General features: G+C 68.2%; 20 protein-coding genes. 10 read left to right on the top strand and 10 right to left on the bottom strand.

What is annotated here, in order from left to right:
* The first annotated feature begins 20 nt into the window (after positions 1–20).
* Positions 21–1,286 (top strand): RNA polymerase sigma factor, encoded by a 1,266-nt coding sequence (locus NC595_RS09690; RefSeq protein ID WP_253566114.1) that lies wholly within the window; start codon positions 21–23, stop codon positions 1,284–1,286.
* A gap of 90 nt (positions 1,287–1,376) precedes the next feature.
* Here NC595_RS09690 and NC595_RS09685 read toward each other — a convergent pair whose 3' ends face one another.
* The 9 genes from NC595_RS09685 to map all read right to left on the bottom strand — a co-directional run bounded on the left by NC595_RS09685 (position 1,377) and on the right by map (position 9,679).
* Entirely contained in the window at positions 1,377–1,667 is a 291-nt protein-coding gene (locus NC595_RS09685) for an EAL domain-containing protein (RefSeq protein ID WP_253566113.1), read from the bottom strand.
* A gap of 14 nt (positions 1,668–1,681) precedes the next feature.
* On the bottom strand, positions 1,682–2,458 hold the full coding sequence (locus tag NC595_RS09680) for a hypothetical protein (protein WP_253566112.1): 777 nt from the start codon (positions 2,456–2,458) through the stop codon (positions 1,682–1,684).
* Positions 2,459–2,611: 153 nt separating this feature from the next.
* Positions 2,612–3,745: a succinyl-diaminopimelate desuccinylase gene (gene dapE, locus NC595_RS09675; RefSeq protein ID WP_253566111.1), complete on the bottom strand. Its 1,134-nt coding sequence runs from the start codon at positions 3,743–3,745 to the stop codon at positions 2,612–2,614.
* Complete coding sequence (locus tag NC595_RS09670) at positions 3,742–4,119, bottom strand: ArsC/Spx/MgsR family protein (protein ID WP_253566110.1); 378 nt, start codon at positions 4,117–4,119, stop codon at positions 3,742–3,744. Before NC595_RS09670 ends, dapE begins: the two co-directional genes overlap by 4 nt.
* Positions 4,112–4,462 (bottom strand): Spx/MgsR family RNA polymerase-binding regulatory protein, encoded by a 351-nt coding sequence (locus tag NC595_RS09665; RefSeq protein WP_253566109.1) that lies wholly within the window; start codon positions 4,460–4,462, stop codon positions 4,112–4,114. Before NC595_RS09665 ends, NC595_RS09670 begins: the two co-directional genes overlap by 8 nt.
* Positions 4,459–5,286 (bottom strand): 2,3,4,5-tetrahydropyridine-2,6-dicarboxylate N-succinyltransferase, encoded by an 828-nt coding sequence (gene dapD / locus NC595_RS09660; protein ID WP_253566108.1) that lies wholly within the window; start codon positions 5,284–5,286, stop codon positions 4,459–4,461. Before dapD ends, NC595_RS09665 begins: the two co-directional genes overlap by 4 nt.
* Positions 5,287–5,418: 132 nt before the next feature.
* Positions 5,419–6,006 (bottom strand): DsrE family protein, encoded by a 588-nt coding sequence (locus NC595_RS09655; RefSeq protein ID WP_253566107.1) that lies wholly within the window; start codon positions 6,004–6,006, stop codon positions 5,419–5,421.
* 75 nt (positions 6,007–6,081) lie between these two features.
* Positions 6,082–8,724, bottom strand: coding sequence for a [protein-PII] uridylyltransferase (gene glnD / locus NC595_RS09650; RefSeq protein WP_253566106.1), 2,643 nt, complete (start codon positions 8,722–8,724; stop codon positions 6,082–6,084).
* A 190-nt stretch (positions 8,725–8,914) separates the two neighbouring features.
* Positions 8,915–9,679: a type I methionyl aminopeptidase gene (gene map / locus NC595_RS09645; RefSeq protein ID WP_253566105.1), complete on the bottom strand. Its 765-nt coding sequence runs from the start codon at positions 9,677–9,679 to the stop codon at positions 8,915–8,917.
* A gap of 320 nt (positions 9,680–9,999) precedes the next feature.
* On the opposite strand from map, the gene rpsB reads away from it, so the two are divergent.
* Positions 10,000–10,866 (top strand): 30S ribosomal protein S2, encoded by an 867-nt coding sequence (gene rpsB, locus NC595_RS09640; protein ID WP_253566104.1) that lies wholly within the window; start codon positions 10,000–10,002, stop codon positions 10,864–10,866.
* 68 nt (positions 10,867–10,934) lie between these two features.
* A complete protein-coding gene (gene tsf / locus NC595_RS09635; protein ID WP_253566103.1) occupies positions 10,935–11,813 on the top strand; it encodes a translation elongation factor Ts in 879 nt (292 codons plus the stop codon).
* A gap of 54 nt (positions 11,814–11,867) precedes the next feature.
* On the opposite strand, the gene NC595_RS09630 is transcribed toward tsf, so the two are convergent.
* Positions 11,868–12,479, bottom strand: coding sequence for a hypothetical protein (locus NC595_RS09630; RefSeq protein ID WP_253566102.1), 612 nt, complete (start codon positions 12,477–12,479; stop codon positions 11,868–11,870).
* Between the two features lie 105 nt (positions 12,480–12,584).
* On the opposite strand from NC595_RS09630, the gene pyrH reads away from it, so the two are divergent.
* The 7 genes from pyrH (at position 12,585) to bamA (ending at position 20,686) form a co-directional block, all read left to right on the top strand.
* A complete protein-coding gene (gene pyrH / locus NC595_RS09625; protein WP_253566101.1) occupies positions 12,585–13,307 on the top strand; it encodes a UMP kinase in 723 nt (240 codons plus the stop codon).
* An 83-nt stretch (positions 13,308–13,390) separates the two neighbouring features.
* On the top strand, positions 13,391–13,948 hold the full coding sequence (frr, locus tag NC595_RS09620; RefSeq protein WP_017461811.1) for a ribosome recycling factor: 558 nt from the start codon (positions 13,391–13,393) through the stop codon (positions 13,946–13,948).
* A gap of 43 nt (positions 13,949–13,991) precedes the next feature.
* On the top strand, positions 13,992–14,732 hold the full coding sequence (gene uppS / locus NC595_RS09615) for a polyprenyl diphosphate synthase (protein ID WP_253566100.1): 741 nt from the start codon (positions 13,992–13,994) through the stop codon (positions 14,730–14,732).
* Positions 14,733–14,749: 17 nt separating this feature from the next.
* On the top strand, positions 14,750–15,580 hold the full coding sequence (locus NC595_RS09610) for a phosphatidate cytidylyltransferase (protein WP_253566099.1): 831 nt from the start codon (positions 14,750–14,752) through the stop codon (positions 15,578–15,580).
* The gene (locus tag NC595_RS09605) at positions 15,577–16,752 is read left to right on the top strand and encodes a 1-deoxy-D-xylulose-5-phosphate reductoisomerase (protein ID WP_253566098.1); all 1,176 of its coding nucleotides are present in this window, start codon (positions 15,577–15,579) and stop codon (positions 16,750–16,752) included. Before NC595_RS09610 ends, NC595_RS09605 begins: the two co-directional genes overlap by 4 nt.
* A 13-nt stretch (positions 16,753–16,765) precedes the next feature.
* Positions 16,766–18,112 carry an RIP metalloprotease RseP gene (gene rseP, locus NC595_RS09600; RefSeq protein WP_253566810.1) on the top strand — a complete coding sequence of 449 codons (1,347 nt, stop codon included), beginning with the start codon at positions 16,766–16,768 and terminating at the stop codon, positions 18,110–18,112.
* A gap of 171 nt (positions 18,113–18,283) precedes the next feature.
* A complete protein-coding gene (bamA, locus tag NC595_RS09595; protein WP_253566097.1) occupies positions 18,284–20,686 on the top strand; it encodes an outer membrane protein assembly factor BamA in 2,403 nt (800 codons plus the stop codon).
* The last annotated feature ends 103 nt before the right edge of the window (positions 20,687–20,789 follow it).

Raw genomic sequence — 20,789 nt, 5'->3', positions numbered from 1 at the left:
GCAGTGCTGTGATCGGCCCTATGGAAACGGCCGAACTGCATCGCCGCATCGATGCCGTATGGCGACTGGAGGCACCGAAGCTGATCGGCGCCCTGGTGCGCGTGGTGCGGGACATCGACCTGGCCGAGGAACTGGCCCAGGACGCCCTGGTCAGTGCGCTCGAGCGCTGGCCGGACAACGGTATCCCGGACAACCCCGGCGCCTGGCTGATGACCACCGCGCGCAACCGCGGCATCGACCTGCTGCGCCACCGCCAGCTTGCCGAGCGCAAGCACGCGATGCTCGGTGGCGATCCGGACTTTGAGCCACACGTGATGCCCGACTTCGACACCCTCGACGACGACATCGGCGACGACCGCCTGCGGCTGATCTTCACCGCCTGCCACCCGGTGCTGCCGCATGAGGCGCGCATCGCGCTGACCCTGCGCCTGCTCGGCGGCCTCACCACCGCCGAGATCGCGCGCGCCTTCCTGCAGCCCGAGCCCACCGTGGCGCAGCGCATCGTGCGCGCCAAGCGGACGCTCGCCGAGAAGCGGGTGCCGTACGACATGCCACGGGGCGAGGAGCGCGGCGAACGGCTGGCCAGCGTGCTCGGCGTGGTCTACCTGATCTTCAACGAGGGCTATGCCGCCACCGCCGGCGAGGACTGGATGCGCCCCGCACTGTGCGAGGAGGCGCTGCGGCTGGGTCGCATGCTGGCGGCGCTGGAACCGCACGAGCCGGAAGTGCTCGGCCTGCTGGCGCTGATGGAACTGCAGGCGTCGCGCACCCACGCGCGGATCGACGCGACCGGGCGGCCGGTCCTGCTGGACCAGCAGGACCGCACGCGCTGGGACCGGCTGGCGATCGCCCGCGGCCAGGCGCTGCTGGCCCGCGCCATCCGCCATCCGGATGGCGCGGGCCCGTACACGCTGCAAGCGGCGATCGCCGCCTGCCACGCCGGCGCACCGACGGCCGCGGCCACCGACTGGCCACGCATCGCCGCCCTCTACGCAGCACTGGCGCAGGTGTCGCCCTCGCCGGTAGTCGAGCTCAACCGCGCCGTGGCGGTGTCGCGGGCACAAGGCCCGGCCGCGGGGCTGGCGCTGGTCGAGGCGATCGCCGATGCGCCGGCACTGTCCCGCTATGCGCCGTTGCCGGCGGTGCTTGGCGATCTGCTTGAGCAACTGGGCCGGCACGACGAGGCACGGGCCGCGTTCCGCCGGGCAACCGAACTCACCGCCAACGCGGGCGAGCGGGAAGTGTTGCAGGCGCGGATCGCGAGGCTGGAAGGCACTGCCGACTGAGCGCTCAGCCGGCTCCCTGCAGCTTGGCCAGCAGGGTCTCAAGCCGGTCCGCCGGCATCGGCGACCGAACGGGTGACCTTGGAGTACGTCTCAGTCCCGTTCCATCAGGAACGCCCACCGGGCCTCAGTTTCCACGCCCTCTGCGACCACCTTCATGCCCAGCCCACGGCCCATCGCGATACTGGTCTGCGCCACCATCGCACCGCCGCCCCCGGGCAGCCGGCTGACGAAGGCGCGGTCGATCTTCAGCTGATCCAGCGGCAAGCGGGGGTGAATCCGGCAGGCTTCCCGCGTGAGGCGGACGTCGCCGATGCGACGCTGGAGGCTCAATGGAAATCCGCGAACCAAAAAAAGGCCCGCCAGGCGGGCCGGGGGGGCCATGCGTGGAGCGTCCGTTACTTGCCGGACGGCCGGTAGGTGAGTTCTTCGTTGTAGCGGTCGACGTGCGCCGAGGCCCGGTCGATCGCATCGCCCAGCGTCTTGCGCAGCGACTTGGCCTGCGCCTCGCCGTACACGTTGGCCACCATCTTCCAGAACGCGGGGTCGGGTTCGGTACCGTAGTCCGCCCAGCTCTTGGCGGGGCCGGCCAGGATGTAGTCCGGCGCGTCCTCGCCGCTGTCGACCACCTGCATGACCTGGTACGGCTGCGGCCATTTGGCCTTCCGGGCAGCTGCGGTGATCTTCTTGACCGTGGTCATGAAGCTCTCGTTGGCGTCGTGGCCGGGCTTGAGCTTGAACAACGTCACGCCGACATAGGCGTGTCCCATGTCGGTGCCCGCCGGCATGTGGCTCATCTCCGGCATCGGCTTCATGAAGCCGCTGGTCTCGCGCTTCAAGTGCGGATTGACGTTCTGCCGGAATGACGCGTCGCACGACTTGCCGCTGTCGCGCATGGCGTCGTAATCCGCCCAGGCCAGCGGATCGCTGACGTACGAATAGGTGTAGACGTCGCCCGTTTCGTGGTTCAGCGCCTTCCATGCGTACTTGAATCCATGCTCGCGCAGGCACTGGTTGTAGGCCTTGATGCCCGCCTCGTAGGCCTGCTGGTCCGCAGGCGCCACCCAGTCCGTGTAGCTGCGGATGACGCGCGGGCTGCCTTCGTCGGCAGCCTGCACGCCGGTGACACAGAACAGGCCGGCCACCAGGGCCAGCCACGCGGTGATGCGCTTCATGAGAGTCTCCCTTCAGGGCGGATCGCCCTGCACAGATGTGGAATAGGGCCCCAAACTCTCTCCGCAACGCGCGAAGGGCTCCGCCAAAGGCGAAGGACCGGCAGCATACGCCGGTCCCCAAAAAATGTGATGCAAATCACATTTACGGGTCAATCAGGGAAACAATCGCTCGCAAACTGCCCTGTATAGGACGGACAAACACTCCAGATCGGCAATCGCTACGCACTCGTCCACCTTGTGGATGGTGGCATTCACCGGCCCCAGCTCCACCACCTCGGCCCCCAGCGGGGCGATGAAGCGGCCGTCGGAGGTGCCTCCGCCGGTGCTCTCCACCGGAGACACGCCGGCCAGCTCGCGGCAGACCGACGCCACCACCCCGCGCAGGCGTCCGCCCGGCGGGGTGAGGAACGGCTCGCCGGAAAGGTTCCAGTCCAGCGTGCAGTCCAGCCCGTGGCGCGCGAGGATCGCCTCGGTGCGGGCCTTCAGCCCCTCGGCCGTGCTGGCGGTGCTGTAGCGGAAGTTGAACAGCGCGGTGAGCGTGCCCGGGATGACATTGGTGGCGCCGGTGCCCGCGTTGAGGTTGGACACCTGGAACGAGGTCGGCGGGAAATCGGCGTTGCCCTCGTCCCAGCGCTCGGCGGCCAGTTCGGCCAGTGCGGGGGCGAAGGCGTGGATCGGGTTCTTCGCCTTCTCCGGATACGCCACGTGTCCCTGCACGCCGCGCACGGTCAGCGTGCCGCTGAGCGAGCCGCGCCGGCCCACGCGGATCAGGTCGCCGAGGCGCGTGGTGGATGACGGCTCGCCGACCACGCACCAGTCGATGCGCTCGCTCTCGGAGCGGAACACCTCGGCGACCCGACGCACGCCGTCGAGGTTGGTCGGCCCTTCCTCGTCGCTGGTCAGCAGCAGGCCCACGCGACCGGCGTGGTCCGGATGCGCGGCGACGAAGGCCTCCAGCGCAACCACCATCGCCGCCACCGAACCCTTCATGTCGGCCGCGCCGCGGCCATACAGCACGCCGTCGACCAGGGTCGGCTCGAACGGATCGAAGCGCCACGCCTCGACCGGCCCGGTCGGCACCACGTCGGTGTGGCCGAGGAAGGCCAGCGTGGGGCCGCCCTCGCCGTGCGTGGCCCAGAGATTGTCGACCTCGCCGAAGCGCAGGTGGCGCACGCGGAAGCCGGCCTTCGCCAGTCGCGCGGCGATCATCGCCTGGCAGCCGGCGTCCTCGGGGGTGACCGAGGCGCGGCGGATCAGGTCGCCGGTGAGGTCGAAGACGTCGCTCATGCGGTGGCCCTGCCCTTGCCGAATCGCTTTTCGTACTGCCCGCCGGTGAAGCCCACCAGCAGCGTGCCATCGGCGAGCACCGCCAGCGGCTGGCGCAGCACGCCGGGATGCTCGCGGATCAGCAGCGTCCATTCCGGATCGCTCTCCGGGTTGCGCCGCTGCGGCAGCAGGTTCTTCCAGGCGCGGCCGCTGCGGTCGGCCAGCGCATCCCAGCCGCCGGCGGCCTGCGCCCAGGCCGTCAGCGCCTCGGGCGCGGGCCGTTCGCGCCCGGTGTCGACGAAGCGGTACGCGTGGCCGAAGCGGTCCAGCCACGCGCAGGCCTTGCGGCACGCATCGGTGCCGGCCAGTCCGTAAAGCACGGCGGCTTCAGCCACCGAACAGCTCCTTGAATTTCTTCTCGGTGAAACCGACGCTCACCGCGCCGTCCTTCACCACCACCGGGCGCTTCACCAGCGCGGGGAATTCCTTGATCAGGGCGAGCCACTGCGCGTCGCTGGAGGCGGCCTTCTGCTGCTCGGTGAGATCGCGCCAGGTGTAGCTGGCGCGGTTGACCAGCTTCTCCCAGGTCAGCTCCTTCGCCCACGCCTTCAGCGTGGCCGGGGCGATCGGCTCGTCGCGGTAGTCGGTGAAGCTGTGCTTGACCTTGTGCGCATCCAGCCAGGCGCGCGCCTTGTCGCAGGTGCCGCACTTGGCCAGGCCATACAGATCGACGCTCATTCGAAACTCCTCAGCAGGTCGTTGATGCCGGTCTTGGACCGGGTCTTCTCGTCCACCTGCTTGACGATCACCGCGGCGTAGAGGCTGTGCGATCCGTCCTCGGCAGGCAGGCTTCCGGATACGACCACGCTGCCCGAAGGGATGCGTCCGTAGCTGATCTCGCCGGTCATGCGGTTGTAGATGCGGGTGCTCTGGCCGAGGAACACGCCCATCCCGATGACGCTGCCCTTCTCCACCACCACGCCCTCGACCACCTCCGAGCGCGCGCCGATGAAGCAGTCGTCCTCGATGATGGTCGGGTTGGCCTGCAGCGGCTCCAGCACCCCGCCGATGCCGACGCCGCCGGACAGGTGCACGCGCGCGCCGATCTGCGCGCAGGAGCCGACCGTGGCCCAGGTGTCGACCATGGTTCCGCTGCCCACGTGCGCGCCGATGTTGACGTAGCTGGGCATCAGCACCACGTCCTTCGCGATGTGCGCGCCGCGGCGCACCAGCGCGCCGGGCACCACCCGCGCACCGAGTTGCTGCAGCGAGGCGTCGTCGCCGTGGGCGAAGCGCAGTGGCACCTTGTCGAAGGCGCCGGCCGGGCCACCGTCGACCACGCGGTTGTCGTTGATGCGGAAGTACAGCAGCACCGCCTTCTTCACCCACTGGTGCACGGTCCAGCCGCCCTGGCCGTCCGGCTCGGCCACGCGCAGCTCGCCGGATTCGAGCAGGTCGAGCACTTGGCCGACGGCCGGGCGCAGATGGGTTTCGATCTCGCTCTGCGACAGCGAGGCGCGACGCTCGAACGCGTCGTCGATGAGGGCCTGGATGGAGGACATGCGGGGGCTTCCGTCGTGCTCGGGACAAGCCCCCAAGAGTACACGCAACGGCCCGGCCGGCACCCGCCCGCCCCTCGAATGGACGCCAGTCCGTCAACACGGATGGCCGTCCAGACGGCCCTTGGCGACGGGCTAGAGTTGCATGAAGGTGTAACCGCGCTGGCCGTAGATCACCGGATCGGTCAGGCCCGACAACGTGACGGTGACACTGGGATCGATGTCGCCGTCCTTCAGCCCCATCCCGGCCATCGCCTGGCTGCACACCATCAGCTTCACGCCGGCCTTCTGCAGCGCGTGCAGCAGCGGCAGATTGGGATTGCTTGACGACTTCTTGTCGTAGCGGCGGTAGGCGGCATCGGTGAGCGCGGCGAGCCCGGCCTCGCGGTCCAGCAGCGCGACGATGTGCACGTGCGAAGGCGGCATCTTCGCGTAGCCCATCAGGTTGACCAGCCGGGCCAGCCGCTGCAGCGAGTGGTAAGGCTGGTCCGAACCGGGATCGGCCGAGACCACGTCGACGAACACCTTGTAGTCGGCCTTCGGATCCAGCTGCATGTCCACGTCCGGCCGCGGGTGCACGCCACCGAACTTCGGCACCAGCGGATACACCCAGGTGACCGCGGGCGCGGCCTTGACCGCCGGCGTCGCGGCGGCGGCGAACGCGCCGGAGGCCGGGATCGCGGCGCCCAGCGCGAAGGCGACAAGGGCAAGCCTGGTGTTCATGGGTGTTCCTCCGGCAACGGCCGCATGGGCGAAGGCCGGAACGATACTCCGCGCCCCCGCTCCCGGTCTCCGGACTCAGGCCGTCGCGGGCGCGAGCCGCTCCAGCAGCGCCTGCCGCAGCCGTTCCTGCAGGTCACCGTCCAGGGGCGCGTCGTGGCGGTCGGTGAGCTGGAAGAAATCCTCCACCCGCTCGCCGAAGGTGGCGATGCGCGCGTCGTGCACGCGCACGCCCACTTCCAGCATCACCTGCGCCACCGCGGCCAGCAGGCCCGGGCGGTCGCTGCACACCAGCGCCATCTGGGTGCGCCCGCCGGTGGCGGTGAAGGCGATCCGCGGCGCCATCTGGAAGTGCTTCAGGTGCCGGTGCAGTCCGCGCCGCGCCGGCAGCACCGGCTTGGTCTCGGCCAGCGCGCGCAACAGGCGCTGGCGCAGCTCGTCGGCGCGCTGCGGCGTGGCCGGCATCTGGCTGTCGGCTTCCAGCAGCAGGAAGGTGTCCATCGCCAGCCCGCTGGGCGAGCTGAGCACGCGCGCCTCCATCACCGAGAAATGCATGCGGTCGAGCATCGCGGTGACGCTGGCGAACAAGCCGTCGCGGTCCGGCGCATAGACGAACAGCTCCGTGCTGCCGCGCACCGAGAACGGATGCACCTCCACCAGCGGCAGCGCCTTGTCCGCCCGCAGGATCGCCGCAGTCTGCCAGGCCACCTGCTCGGGCCGGTGGCGGAGGAAGCTGCGCTCGGGGAAATCGCGCCACACCGCCTCCACCGCCTCGGCGGCGAAGCCCTCCGAAGCCAGCAGCGCCAACGCGCTGGCACGGCATTCGGCGATGCTGGCACTGGCGTCGCGCGGCAGCTCGGTGTCGCTGCGCAGCGCGTAGCGGGTGGCGGTGTAGAGATCGGCCAGCAGGCGGTCCTTCCACGCGTTCCACAGCCGCGGGCTGGTGCCGATGATGTCGGCGATGGTGAGCAGGTAGAGCCGGTCGAGTCGCAGGCGATCGCCGACCGCCTCGGCGAAACGGTTCACCACCTCCGGGTCGGTGATGTCCTGGCGCTGCGCGGTGGTGCTCATCAGTAGGTGCCAGCGCACCAGCCAGGCCACCGTGTCCACGTGCTCGGGCGCCAGCCCCAGCCGGGTGCAGAACACGCGTGCGTCGTCCTCGCCCAGCACCGAGTGGTCGCCGCCGCGGCCCTTGGCGATGTCGTGGAACAGGCCGGCCAGCAGCAGCAGCTCGGGCTTTTCCAGCGAGGCCCAGATCTGGCAGCCGAGCGGGAACTCCTTCACCGCCGCCGGATCGGCGAAGCGCGCCAGGTTGCGCAGCACGCGCAGCGTGTGCTCGTCCACCGTGTAGACGTGAAACAGGTCGTACTGCATGCGCCCGAACACCTTGCCGAACGCCGGCAGGATCGCCGCCAGCAGCCCGTGCCGGTTCATCCGCCACAGCGCGTCCACCGCCGGTGCGCCACGCTGCAGCAGCTTCAGGAACGCGGCCAGCGCGGCCGGGTCGTCGGTCAGCGCCGTCCCGTGCCGGGCGGTGGCCTGGTGGATCCGCCGCATGGTCTCGGCGCTGAAGCCGATCAGCTCGGGGTGGTCCAGTCGCGCCAGGAAAATCTCCACCAGCGCCGCCGGCCGCGTCATGAACAGCTCGGGGTCGGCCGCGGCGATGCGCCGGCCGTGCTGCACGAAGCCGCCACCGATCGGTGTCATCGGGCTGTCCGGTTCGAGCATTTCCTCGAAGCGCTCGACGATCTGCACACCCAGCCGCTCGACCTGGCTGGCGGCGCGGTAGTAGCCCTGCATGAACTGCTCGACGCCGAGGTTCTTCTCGTGCTGGTCGACGAAGCCCATGCGCGCGGCCAGCCCGCGCTGGAAGTCGAACAGCAGCCGCTCCTCGGGCCGCCCCGCCTCCAGGTGCAGGGCAAAGCGATAGCGCCGCAACGTGGCCTCGGCGTCAGCCAGGGTGGCGCGCTCGGCCGGATCGAGCAGACCCTCGGCGACCATCGCGTCGAAGCCGTCGGCATGCGCGAGGCGCAGACCCAGCCAGCGCAACGAGTCGAGCGTGCGCAGTCCGCCGGGGCCGTCCTTGAGGTTGGGTTCGAGGTTGTAGGCGGTGTCGTCGAAGCGGGCGTGGCGGGCATCGCGCTCGGCCAGCCGGGCCGCCAGGTAGGCACGCGGCGGCCACAGCGCGGGATCGTCGACGATGTCGCGCAGCACCGCGTCCAGGGCCGGGTCGCCGGCCAGTCGGCGCGCGTCCAGCAGGCTGGTGAACACGCTCGCCTCTTCCGCCGCCAGCGCCCTGCACTGGGCCGGCTCGCGCACCGCGTGGCCGACCTTCAGGCCGATGTCCCAGAAGGTCGCAAAGCACTGTTCCAGCGCACGGCGCAGGGTCGGGTCGTCACGGGTGGTCAGCACCAGCAGGTCGACGTCCGACTGCGGGAACAGCAGGCCGCGGCCGAAACCGCCGACCGCGAACAGCGCGGTATCCGCCACCTCGCCCAGGCAGGCGTTCCACACGTGGACCACGATGCGCTCCACCGACTCGCCGCGCCGCGCGGCCAGCGCGGTGGCGTCGGCACCGTCGCGGAACGCGGTGGCCAGCGCCCGGTCCATGTCGCCCAGCAGCTGGCGCAGCGCCTTGCGCGCCTCGGTCGAGACGCCCGAGCGGGGCACCGCGATCGGCAGGCGGGGCAGTGGCGGCAGCGGAACGGAAGGGGGAGTCATGAGTAGGAGTGAGTGAAGAGGAGTGAGAAGTGAGTGTAGAGCCCGGGCAAGCCCTGTGCTGAGGCCTGCAACGACGGCTCGAAGGCGCGGGAACGCCCCTCACCGCGAGCCGTTGATCAAAAAGAAAGGGCGCCACGTCAACCGGGCGCCCTCTCTCACTTCTCACTCCTGTTCACTCGCTTCTCGCCCTTCAGGCATCCGGCCAGGGCGTGAGGATCTCGAAGCCGTCGTCGGTCACGGCGATAGTGTGCTCCCACTGGGCCGAGAGCGAGTGGTCCTTGGTGACCACGGTCCAGCCGTCGGGCAGCTGCTTGGTGTGCGGTTTGCCGGCGTTGATCATCGGCTCGACGGTGAAGGTCATGCCCTTCTTCAGCTCGATGCCGGTGCCGGGCTTGCCGTAATGCAGCACCTGCGGCTCGTCGTGGTAGACCTTGCCGATGCCGTGGCCGCAGTACTCGCGCACCACGCTGAAACCGGCCGCCTCGGCGTGCTTCTGGATGGCGGCACCGACGTCGCCCAGCGTGGCGCCCGGACGCACCGCCTGGATGCCGCGCATCATCGCCTCGTGGGTGGTGTCCACCAAGCGCTTGGCCAGCACCGACGGGGTGCCGACGAAGTACATGCGGCTGGTGTCGCCGTGCCAGCCGTCCTTGATGACGGTGACGTCGAGATTGATGATGTCGCCGTCCTTGAGCACCTTGGCTCCGGTCGGGATGCCGTGGCAGATCACGTGGTTGACCGAGGTGCACAGCGTCTTGGGGAAGCCGTGGTAGCCGACGTTGGCCGGGATCGCCTTCTGCCTGTTGACGATGTGCTCGTAGGCGAGGCGGTCCAGGTCTTCGGTAGTGACACCGGGCTTGACGTGTTCTTTCAGCATCGCCAGCACTTCGGCGGCGAGCTGGCCGGCCACGCGCATGGCGGCCAGGTCTTCGGGGGTCTTGAGGGTAATGGCCATGGTTCCACCCAGATGGCGGCGGCGTGACCCGGGGTCAATATCCGGGCCCAACTTGCCGCCTTGCCGGCGTACCGGCTACAATTCGTGAGTTTTGCAGGGCAGATCAGGGCTTTCCGGCCCGCCTCCCTGCACAGCGAGCGGGCATTGTAACCGGCTGCCGGAACAAGCCCAAACCAACGCCACACACGCATCGGCACCGTCTTCGGGGTGCCGCGTCCGTTTCCGCCAATCCCAGGAAACGCCGCGGTCGAAGCCGGGGATGCGTGGAGGTCCCAACCCCCAGGTTCCGTTCGCGGAACCGACAATTCGGAGTTACACCCATGGCCCAAGTCACCATGCGCCAGATGCTCGAAGCGGGCGTCCATTTCGGTCACCAGACCCGTTACTGGAACCCCAAGATGGCGCCGTACATCTTCGGCGCGCGCGGCAAGATCCACATCATCAACCTCGAAAAGACCCTGCCGCTGTTCACCGATGCGATGAACTTCCTGTCGGGTCTGGCGCAGAAGCGCGGCACCATCCTGTTCGTCGGCACCAAGCGCTCCGCCCGTGAGCCGCTGGCCGAAGAGGCCGCCCGCGCCGGCATGCCCTTCGTCACCGCCCGCTGGCTCGGCGGCATGCTGACCAACTTCCGCACCGTGAAGCAGTCGGTCGCCCGCCTGAAGGAGCTGGAAGCAGCCGAGACCGACGGCTCGTTCGACAAGCTGGTCAAGCACGAGGTGCTGTCGCTGCGCCGCGAGCGCGAGAAGCTGGAGAACTCGCTGGGCGGCATCAAGAACATGAACCGCCTGCCCGACGCGCTGTTCATCATCGACATCGGCCACGAAGACATCGCCGTGCAGGAAGCCAAGAAGCTCGGCATCCCGGTGATCGCGGTGGTCGACACCAACTACAACCCGGAGCTGGTGGACTACGCCATCCCGGGCAACGACGACGCGATCCGCGCGATCCAGCTGTACGCCCGCGCCGCCGCCGACGCCATCCTGGAAGGCAAGGCCGCCGCGCCGAACGCCGCCCAGGGCGACGCCGACGAGTTCGTCGAGCTCGACGAGGAAGGCAACCCGGTCGCCAAGGACGAGGAGCGCAAGGCCGCCCCGCGCCGCGCCCCGGCCAAGAAGGGCGCGCCGCGCCGTGACGGTGGTCGTGACGGTGGCCGTGGCCGCCGCGAGTCGGCCGACGCCGAGTAAGCCCGCCGCTTCACCCACCCGATGGCCGCGCGCCGGTCGTCGGGCTCCAAAGCATTCGAGGAACTGACATGAGCAACATCTCCGCCCAGCTGGTGAAGGAACTGCGCGAGCGGTCCGGCGCCGGCATGATGGAATGCAAGAAGGCCCTGGTCGAGAACAACGGTGACATCGAAGTCGCCATCGAGTGGCTGCGCAAGAACGGCCTGGCCAAGGCCGACAAGAAGGCCGACCGCGTCGCTGCCGAAGGTCGCATCGTGACCGCCCAGTCCGCCGGCAAGGCGGTGCTGGTCGAGGTCAACTGCGAGACCGACTTCGTCACCAAGAACCCCGACTTCGTGAAGTTCAGCGACACCGTCGCCACGGTCGCGCTGGAGTCCGGCGCCGCCGACATCGACGCGCTGAAGGCCGCCGCCTTCCCGGGTGCCAGCAACGTCGAGGAAGGCGCCAAGGCGCTGATCGCCACCATCGGCGAGAAGATCGAAGTGCGCCGCATGGCGCGCGTCGAGACCGACGGCGTGATCGGCAGCTACATCCACGGCGGCCGCATCGGCGTGCTGGTGGCCCTGAAGGGCGGCTCCGAGGAGCTGGCCAAGGGTGTAGCCATGCACGTGGCCGCGATGAACCCGCAGTACGTGAAGGCCGAGGACGTCCCGGCCGACTTCGTGCAGAAGGAAAAGGACATCGCGCTGAGCCAGATGTCCGACAAGGACAAGGCCAAGCCGGCCGAGATCCTGGAGAAGATCATCTCCGGCAAGATCAACAAGATCGTGTCCGAGGTGACCCTGCTCGGCCAGGCCTACGTGCTGGACACCAACGTGACCGTCGGCGACGCCCTGAAGAAGGACGGCGCCGAAGTGGTGGCGGTGGCCCGCCTAGCTGTCGGCGAAGGCATCGAGAAGGTGCAGGAAGACTACGCCGCCGAAGTGGCGAAGGCGATGCAGGTCTGATCCTCGCCGCCCGGCGAAACGAAAAAGCCGCGGGAAACCGCGGCTTTTCCTTTTTCAGGGGGACGACTCTGCGCTCAGATCGCGCAGGTGACGGTATCCCGTGAACACCGTGCCCCAGGTCCCCCGGCGCACGTGCAGCGCCACCTCGACCCGGTGTCCGCGATAACGAGCCGCATAGGCGGGATCGACGCACAGGTAATCCACCGACACCCGGGACGACCGGAGCGGACCTCCCACCAGCCGGTTCTCGCACGATCGCCGACGCGATACATGCACGACCCGCATGGTCACCGGCGAGAGCACCCCCGGCTTTCCCGCCACACTGGTAGCCAACGCCGGCAAGCCACGAGCCGAGGCGAGCCAGACCAGCCATGCCAGCAGCGGCAACCATACTGGCAGCAACACCAGGAGCTCCAGCGAGCCGACCTTGCCCGCCGGTGGGCTCGATAGTTCCCGGCGTCGCGCCTGGCGGACCATCGAGAATGCTGCGATCAATGCGATACCGAACGCTGCCGGAAAACCCCAGCGACGAACCGCAGGAGCCTGCACGAAGGGCACCAGCAAGCCATAAACAGCCAGTGCGAGGGTCGCGTAGCACGCATGCACCACTAGCTGCCTGCGCCGCGACGGCGCCGCCACCCCGAAATAGATCTTGCGCCATCCCACGCGGTCTTTCTCCTTCCATGGCGCCGACGGATCAATTCTCAGCTTAACCGCCGGCCCGCCGCCCGCTACAATATGGCGGTTTGCCCCACACAATCCGGAGACCCCATGAGCGAACCGCTTAAGTACCGCCGCATCCTGCTCAAACTCTCCGGTGAAGCCCTGATGGGCGACGAGGACTACGGCATCGATCCGAAGGTGATCGGCCGCCTCGCCGACGAAATCCTCGAAGTGCGCAAGGCCGGCGTCGAGATCGGCGTGGTGATCGGCGGCGGCAACATCTTCCGCGGTGCCGGCCTGGCCGCGGCCGGGATGGACCGGGTCACCGGCGACCACATGGGCATGCTGGCCACAGTGATGAACGCGCTGGCGATGCAGGACGCGATCGAGAAGCGTGGCGGCTTCGCCCGCGTGATGAGCGCACTGCCGATCCACGACGTGGCAGAGGACTTCATCCGCCGCCGCGCCATCCGCCACATAGAGAAGGGCCGCATCGTGCTGTTCGCCGCGGGCATCGGCAATCCGTTCTTCACCACCGACTCGGCCGCCGCGCTGCGCGCCGTGGAAGTGGGCGCGGACCTGCTGCTGAAGGCAACCAAGGTGGACGGCATCTACACCGCCGACCCGGCCAAGCACGCCGACGCCACCCGCTACGACCACCTCACCTACGACCAGGTGATCGAGCGCAAGCTGGCGGTGATGGATACCGCCGCGATCGCGCTGTGCCGCGACCACCGCCTGCCGATGGTGATCTACGACATGACCGTGCCGGGCAACCTGATGCGGGTGATGCGCGGCGAGTCTATCGGCACCACCGTCGGCACCCACTGACCCGGGCTTGCTGCGCCGCCCCAAGGGCGGCTCCGCCTCGCTGGTATACTTGGCGGCTCGCCTGATCCACCGGAAGACGTCCCATGATCAACGACATCAAGACCGATGCCCAGACCCGCATGGGCAAGACCATCGACGCGCTCAAGCACGACCTGACGCGCCTGCGCACCGGCCGTGCGAGCACCGCACTGGTGGACAACATCAAGGTGTCCTACTACGGCTCGGACATGCCGCTGAACCAGGTGGCCTCGGTGGCGCTGGGTGACTCGCGCTCGATCATCATCACCCCGTTCGAGAAGAGCCTGGTGGCGACCATCGAGAAGGCGCTGATGGCCTCAGACATCGGCATCACGCCGACCACTGCCGGCACCGTGATCCGCCTCAACATGCCGCCGCTCACCGAGGAGCGCCGCCGCGAGCTGGCCAAGCACGTGGGCCACGAGGGCGAGAACGCCAAGATCGCGATCCGCAACATCCGTCGCGACGCCCTGCAGCAGATCAAGGACCTCGGCAAGGACAAGCAGATCACCGAGGACGACGAGCGCAAGGCGGACGAGGAGATCCAGAAGATCACCGATCGTTTCGTCAAGGAAGTCGATGCGGTGGTCAAGCACAAGGAAGAAGAGCTGCTGAGCGTCTGACGATGCCGCGCTCGTCCGCCCCGCCCGGCCGGCGTCATCGCGCATGAGCGCGCCGGCGCGGGTGCCCCGCCACATCGCCATCGTGATGGACGGCAACGGCCGCTGGGCCAGGGCCCGCTTCCAGCCGCGCAGTTTCGGCCACAACGCCGGGCGCAAGGCAGTGCGCGACGTGATCGAGGGCTGTGTCCGGCAGGGCGTGGAGGCGCTGACGCTGTTCGCCTTTTCCAGCGAGAACTGGCAACGCCCTGAGGACGAGGTCAGCGCATTGATGTCGCTGTTCCTGCGCGCGCTGGACAAGGAAGTGGACGAGCTGCATGCGCAGGGAGTGCGCCTACGATTCATCGGCGAGCTGTCGGGCTTCGGCGCGGACCTGCAGCAACGCATGCGCGGTGCGATGGAGCGCACCGCCGGCAACACGCGGCTGCAACTGAACATCGCGGTCAACTACGGCGGCCGCTGGGACATCGTGCAGGCCGCGCGCCAGGCCGCCCAGGCAATCGGTCGCGGCGAGCTGACCGCCGAGACCCTCGACGAGGCGGCGCTGGGCCGATGGATGTGCCTGGCCGAACTGCCCCCGCTGGACCTGTTCATCCGCACCGGCGGCGAACAGCGCATCAGCAACTTCCTGCTGTGGCAGGCCGCCTACGCCGAGCTGTACTTCACCGATACCCTGTGGCCGGACTTCGACCAGGCCAGCCTGGCGCAGGCCATCGACGACTTCGCCCGCCGCGAGCGCCGCTATGGGCGCACCAGCGACCAGGTCGCTGCAGCACCTCCGCCCTGACGAACCCAAGGACCTTCATGCTGCTCCAGCGCATCCTCACCGCCCTGCTGCTGCTCCCCTTGGCCCTGTTCATCATCCTCGGGCCGGCGACGCCGGTGTTCGCGGTGATCGTGGCCATCGCGTTCCTCGCTAGCGCCTGGGAATGGATGCGCCTGAGCGGACTGAACAACATGGCCGCCCGCATCGCCGTGCTGCTCGCACTGGCGCTGGTCTACGCCGCCGCTGGCTGGAGCCGCGATCCGCGGCTGTGGGCGGTGATGGCGCTGCTGGGCGTGGCCTGGTGGGTGGTCGCGTCGGCCTGGCTGCGCCATTTCTCCTTCGGTGCCGCGCCGACGCCGGAGAACCGGCGCCTGAAGCTGCTGGCCGGCGCGTTCGTGATGGTGCCGGCGTGGGCCGGCCTGGTGCTGATCCATCGCACCATGCCGCACGGCCACTGGTGGACCTTCCTCGGCCTGGCGATCGTATGGGCCGCCGACATCGGCGCCTACTTCGCCGGCCGCTTCCTGGGCAAGCGCAAGCTGGCGCCGCAGATCAGCCCCGGCAAGACCTGGGCCGGCGTCTACGGCGCGTTCGTCGCGGCCGGCCTGGTGGTGGCGATCGGCGGCTGGCTGCTGGGCGTGCATGACGCGCGGCTGGCCGGCCTGGTCGCGCTGGCCGCGGTTACCGTGGCGGTGTCGATCGTTGGCGACCTGGTCGAGAGCCTGATGAAGCGCCACGCGCAGGTGAAGGATTCCGGCCATCTGTTCCCCGGCCACGGCGGCCTGCTCGACCGGCTCGACAGCGTGTTCGCCGCGATGCCGGTATTCGCGCTCGGCTTGTGGTTGCTCGGCGTCGTGCAGCTGTCATGAGGCAGGTCGGAGTCCTCGGCGCCACTGGCTCCATCGGCGGCAGCACCCTCGACGTCATCGCGCGCCATCCGGAGCGCTTCCGCGCCAGCGTGCTGGTGGCGCACCGACAGGTCGACGCACTGGTGGCGCTGTGCACCAGGCATCGTCCGGATCTGGCCGTGATCGCCGATCCATCGCTGGAGCCGGCACTGGCCAGGAGCCTGGCTGCGGCTGGCGTACGTTGCGAGGTGGCCAGCGGCCCCCAGGCCGTGGCGGAGGCCGCGGCCGGTCCGCTATGCGACACCGTGGTGGCCGCCATCGTCGGCGCCGCCGGACTGGAATCCACCCTGGCTGCCGCGAGGGCCGGCAAGCGCCTGCTGCTGGCCAACAAGGAGTCGATCGTGATGGCCGGCCCGCTGCTGCTGGCCGCGCTGGACGAGGGTGGTGGCGAGCTGATCCCGGTCGACTCCGAGCACAACGCGATCTTCCAGTGCCTGCCGGGCGGCCGCCCGGACCTCGCCAGGAGTGGCGTCCGCCGGCTGATCCTCACTGCCTCCGGCGGCCCGTTCCGCGGCCGTCGCCGCGCCGAACTGGCCCATATCACGCCCGACCAGGCCTGCGCCCACCCGAACTGGGTGATGGGCCGGAAGATCTCTGTCGACTCGGCCACCCTGATGAACAAGGGTCTGGAAGTGATCGAGGCGCACCACCTGTTCGGCGCCCCGGCCGACGCCATCGAAGTGCTGGTGCACCCGCAAAGCCTGGTCCATTCCATGGTCGACTACCTGGACGGCTCGGTACTGGCCCAGCTCGGCAACCCGGACATGCGCACGGCGATCGGCCACGCGCTGGCCTGGCCGGAGCGGATCGACACCGCCGTCGCCCCGCTGGACCTGGCCGCGCTGGCGCCACTGCAGTTCGAACGGCCAGATACCGACACGTTCCGCTGCCTTGCCCTGGCCTTCCAGGCGCTGCGCGCAGGCGGAGACGCACCGGCCATCCTGAACGCCGCCAACGAGGTAGCGGTGGAAGCCTTCCTGGCCGGCGCACTGGGTTTTCTCGATATCGCCAACGTGGTGGAGAGCGTGCTGGCGGAACTGCCGGCCGAAGCCGTGGTCGATGTCCAGACCCTGGTGGATCGGGACCGCGTGGCGCGCGCTGCCGCACGCCGCGTCCTCCGTCACGCATGCTGATAAGCTCTTATCGATGAATCCTTTTTTCGGCTCGGTGTTCTGGCTGCTGGTCACGCTCGGCGTGCTGGTGACCTTTCATGAGTTCGGCCATTTCTGGGTCGCGCGCCGCTGTGGCGTGAAGGTGCTGCGTTTCTCGGTCGGCTTCGGTAAGGCGATCTGGAAGCGCGTAGGCCGGGGCGGCACCGAGTACCAGATCGCGATGATCCCGCTCGGCGGCTACGTGAAGATGCTCGACGCCCGCGAGGGCGACGTGGAACCGCAGATGCAGGGCGAGGAATTCACTGGCAAGCCAGTGTGGAAGCGCATCGCGATCGTCGCGGCCGGCCCGGCCTTCAACCTGATCTTCGCCGTGGCGGCGTTCTGGGTAATGTTCATGATCGGGCGCCCGGATGCGGTGCCGGTCGTTGTCGCCGCCCCCCAAAGCATGGCTGCCGAGGCCGGCGTGCATAACGGCGACCGCATCCTGTCCATCGACGGCCACAAGACGACCACCTGGTCCGGTGTCACCGACGATCTGGTCGATGCACTGCTGGGTCGCGATCCGCTCACCCTGCACGTCCGCGGGACCGATGGCCGGGAACGCGACCTGACCTTGCCGCTCGACCGCCTGCCCGCCGGCCAGGATGTAGGCCAGTATCTCGACCGGCTGGGACTCTCGCTGGCCCCTGCGCCGCCGGTGATCGGCTCGGTCATGCCCGGCAAGCCCGCTGCGCTCGGTGGCATGCAGGCCGGCGACCTCGTCCTCAGCGTCGATGGCCAGCCGGTGGCGAACTATGACGACCTGCAAAAGGCCATCCGCGAGCAGGCCCCGAAGTCACCCTCGCTGGCCTTTGTGGTAAAGCGCGACGGTCGGCAGGTTCCCCTCACCGTCATCGCTCGCCAGGAGTCCCTCGAAGGCCAGCCCTCGAACTGGGTGATCGGCGTGCTGGCCCCGGAAACCGAGACAGCGATCCAGCGTTACGGGCCGTTGCGCGCTATCCGCGAGTCGCTCTCGACGACCCGGGACAGCGCCGCACAAACCTTCCGCATGATCGGAAAGATGCTGGTGGGTGAAGCTTCCACCAGGAACCTCTCCGGCGTGATCGGCATCGCCCAGGTGGCCAACCAGTCGGCCAGCATGGGTCCGGCATGGTTCCTCAACTTCCTCGGCATGGTCTCGCTCAGCCTGTGCATCCTCAACCTGCTGCCCATCCCGCTCTTGGATGGGGGTCACCTGCTGTATTACCTTATCGAGTTGGTCAAGGGCAGCCCGGTCAGCGAGCGGACCATGATCGCCGGCCAGTATGTCGGGCTCGCCCTGCTGTTCACGATGATGGGTCTGGCGTTCTACAACGACCTTCATCGCATCCTGCTGTCGTGACGGATCTTCGCTCTGCCCATGATGCCGGTTCGTACGGCCCGCTCCGGAACGCGGCGCCACGCGCCGCCGGTGCAGGCGGACGTGATCGAGCGTCGGCGTTGCTCCTGCGCCATGCCTTGCCCGGGACGATCACCATGATCGGCCCGTCGAAATAACCCAACGGAATCGACGATGAAGCGTATCGCCGCCCTGCTCCTGCTTGCCTCTCTCTCCGCCAACGCGGTGGCCTTCGAACCGTTCGTGGTGTCCGACATCCGCATCGACGGCCTGAGCCGCATCTCGGCGGGCACGGTCTATAACTACCTGCCGGTGAACAAGGGCGACCAGTTCACCGAGGACGAGGCCCAGCGCGCCATCCGCGCCCTCTACGACACGCACTTCTTCAGCGACGTGGAGATGAGCCGGGAGGGCAACATCCTGGTGATCAAGGTGGTCGAGCGCCCCTCGATCGCCAAGCTGACCATCCGCGGCAACAAGGACATCAAGGAAGAGGACCTGCGCAAGGGCCTGAAGGAAATCGGCCTGTCCGAGGGCGAGACTTTCGATCGCCTCTCGCTGGACCGCGTGAAGCAGGAACTGATCACCCAGTACTACAACCGCGGCAAGTACAACGTGTCGATCGACCCGCACGTGACCCGGCTGGACCGCAACCGCGTGGCGCTGGACATCGAAATCCGCGAGGGCAAGGTCGCCAAGATCAAGGAGATCAACGTCGTCGGCAACACCACGTTCACCGACAAGCAGATCGAGGACAACTTCGAGTCCGGCACCACCAACTGGATGTCCTGGTATTCGAAGAACGACCAGTACTCGCGCGAAAAGCTCTCCGGCGACCTGGAGAAGCTGCAGTCCTACTACATGAACCGCGGCTACGCCGACTTCGGCGTGGACTCCACCCAGGTCACCATCTCGCCCGACAAGCGCGAGATGTACATCGCCGCGAGCATCAAGGAAGGCGAGGTCTACACCGTCTCCGACGTGCACCTGCTGGGCAAGCTGATCCTGCCGGAGAAAACCCTGCGCCAGCTGGTGTTCGTGAAGGCCGGCGACAAGTTCAACCGCGCCGCCGTCGAAGGCACCTCCAACGCCATCAAGGGCATCCTGTCCAACCTCGGTTTCGCCTACGCCAAGGTGACGCCGGTGCCGAAGCTGGACAAGGAAAAGCGCACCGTCGACCTGACCTTCTACATCGAACCCGGCCAGCGCGTGTACGTACGCCGCGTGATCTTCCAGGGCAACACCCGCACCGAGGACGACGTGCTCCGCCGCCAGATGCGCCAGCTGGAGGGCTCCTGGTACTCGCAGGCGCTGATCGACCGCTCGAAGATCCGCCTGCAGCAGCTGGGCTACTTCAAGAAGGTCGACATCGACAAGCAGCGCGTGCCCGGCACCCAGGACCAGGTCGACGTCACCGTGAAGGTGGAAGAACAGTCCGCCGGCAGCCTGCAGTTCGGCGTGGGCTACTCGCAGTACTCGGGCGTGATCCTGTCCGCCTCGGTGTCGCAGAACAACTTCCTCGGCACTGGCGACAGCTTCAGCGTAGGCGCCGAGACCAGCACGTACTACAAGCGCGTCAATGCCAGCTACTACAACCCGTTCCTGACCGACAGCGGCATCGGTATCGGCTACACGGTCGGCTACTCCAAGACCGACTACGGCAACACCGACTTCGCCAACTACGCGACCAGCGCCAAGTCGTTCTCCACCTTCCTCGGCATCCCGATTACCGAGTTCGACAGCCTGCGCGTCGGCCTCGGCGTCAGCAGCAACAAGATCAACCTTTACCCAGGCTACAGCCCGCAGGTGCTGCTGGATTACCAGAACGCGCTCGGCCACCAGACCATCCACGAATGGACCGGCACCCTGGGCTGGAACCACGACACCCGCAACGGCTATTGGGCGCCGACCCGCGGTGGCCTGATGTCGGTGTCCACGGACGTGGCGCTGCCGGGCTCCACCGTGCAGCACTTCCGCGTCAGCGCGGAAGCCAACCACTACTGGCCGATCGGCGGTGGCTTCGTGCTTTACCTGGACGGCCAGGCCCAGTACGGCGCCACCTACGGCAGCCAGACCTACAAGAACTCGTTCGGCCAGTACCTGGCCGGACAGCCGCTGGACTACCCGTTCTGGCAGAACTTCTACTCCGGCGGCGTGCGAGACGTACGCGGCTTCCAGGACAACACCCTGGGCCCGCGCGTGTGCTCCGGTACCGACGCCAGCGGTCATGCGATCCAGCCGAGCTCAAACGGCTACTGCACCGGCAGCTACTACCAGTACGCGCAGCCGATCGGCGGCGCCTTCAAGGTGCTCGGGACGTCCGAGCTGTACCTGCCGCTGCCGTTCCTGAAGGACATCAACACCGCCCGCGTGTCGCTGTTCATGGACGTCGGCAACGCCTACAAGGACTACCAGAGCTTCAAGGCGGCCGACCTGCGCGCCTCGGCCGGTATCTCGCTGCACTGGCAGGCGCCGATCGGTCCGCTGATCATCAACTTCGCCACGCCGATCCGCTCCAAGCCCTCCGATCGTCCGTACGAGGAGCGCATCCAGTTCACCTTCGGCAGTCAGTTCTGATCATTCCCGTCCGCGGAATCACCCCTGCAGAAGCGCGGCTCCGGCCGCGCTTCTGCATTTCAGGCCCCACTCCCTTCGCCGGCGCACGGACACCCGCCCGCGG

It is taken from the genome of Dyella lutea, from assembly GCF_024158035.1.
GTDB classification, from domain to species: Bacteria; Pseudomonadota; Gammaproteobacteria; order Xanthomonadales; family Rhodanobacteraceae; genus Dyella_A; species Dyella_A lutea.
This window is presented reverse-complemented; position numbering and strand designations above follow the sequence as displayed.

Excerpts from the sequence above, each read along its gene's own strand:
- NC595_RS09690 (WP_253566114.1), top strand. The coding sequence starts at position 21 with ATGGAAACGGCCGAACTGCATCGCCGCATCGATGCCGTATGGCGACTG.
- NC595_RS09685 (WP_253566113.1), bottom strand. The coding sequence starts at position 1,667 with ATGGCCCCCCCGGCCCGCCTGGCGGGCCTTTTTTTGGTTCGCGGATTT.
- NC595_RS09680 (WP_253566112.1), bottom strand. The coding sequence starts at position 2,458 with ATGAAGCGCATCACCGCGTGGCTGGCCCTGGTGGCCGGCCTGTTCTGT.
- dapE (WP_253566111.1), bottom strand. The coding sequence starts at position 3,745 with ATGAGCGACGTCTTCGACCTCACCGGCGACCTGATCCGCCGCGCCTCG.
- NC595_RS09665 (WP_253566109.1), bottom strand. The coding sequence starts at position 4,462 with ATGAGCGTCGATCTGTATGGCCTGGCCAAGTGCGGCACCTGCGACAAG.
- dapD (WP_253566108.1), bottom strand. The coding sequence starts at position 5,286 with ATGTCCTCCATCCAGGCCCTCATCGACGACGCGTTCGAGCGTCGCGCC.
- NC595_RS09655 (WP_253566107.1), bottom strand. The coding sequence starts at position 6,006 with ATGAACACCAGGCTTGCCCTTGTCGCCTTCGCGCTGGGCGCCGCGATC.
- glnD (WP_253566106.1), bottom strand. The coding sequence starts at position 8,724 with ATGACTCCCCCTTCCGTTCCGCTGCCGCCACTGCCCCGCCTGCCGATC.
- map (WP_253566105.1), bottom strand. The coding sequence starts at position 9,679 with ATGGCCATTACCCTCAAGACCCCCGAAGACCTGGCCGCCATGCGCGTG.
- rpsB (WP_253566104.1), top strand. The coding sequence starts at position 10,000 with ATGGCCCAAGTCACCATGCGCCAGATGCTCGAAGCGGGCGTCCATTTC.
- tsf (WP_253566103.1), top strand. The coding sequence starts at position 10,935 with ATGAGCAACATCTCCGCCCAGCTGGTGAAGGAACTGCGCGAGCGGTCC.
- pyrH (WP_253566101.1), top strand. The coding sequence starts at position 12,585 with ATGAGCGAACCGCTTAAGTACCGCCGCATCCTGCTCAAACTCTCCGGT.
- frr (WP_017461811.1), top strand. The coding sequence starts at position 13,391 with ATGATCAACGACATCAAGACCGATGCCCAGACCCGCATGGGCAAGACC.
- uppS (WP_253566100.1), top strand. The coding sequence starts at position 13,992 with ATGAGCGCGCCGGCGCGGGTGCCCCGCCACATCGCCATCGTGATGGAC.
- NC595_RS09610 (WP_253566099.1), top strand. The coding sequence starts at position 14,750 with ATGCTGCTCCAGCGCATCCTCACCGCCCTGCTGCTGCTCCCCTTGGCC.
- NC595_RS09605 (WP_253566098.1), top strand. The coding sequence starts at position 15,577 with ATGAGGCAGGTCGGAGTCCTCGGCGCCACTGGCTCCATCGGCGGCAGC.
- rseP (WP_253566810.1), top strand. The coding sequence starts at position 16,766 with ATGAATCCTTTTTTCGGCTCGGTGTTCTGGCTGCTGGTCACGCTCGGC.
- bamA (WP_253566097.1), top strand. The coding sequence starts at position 18,284 with ATGAAGCGTATCGCCGCCCTGCTCCTGCTTGCCTCTCTCTCCGCCAAC.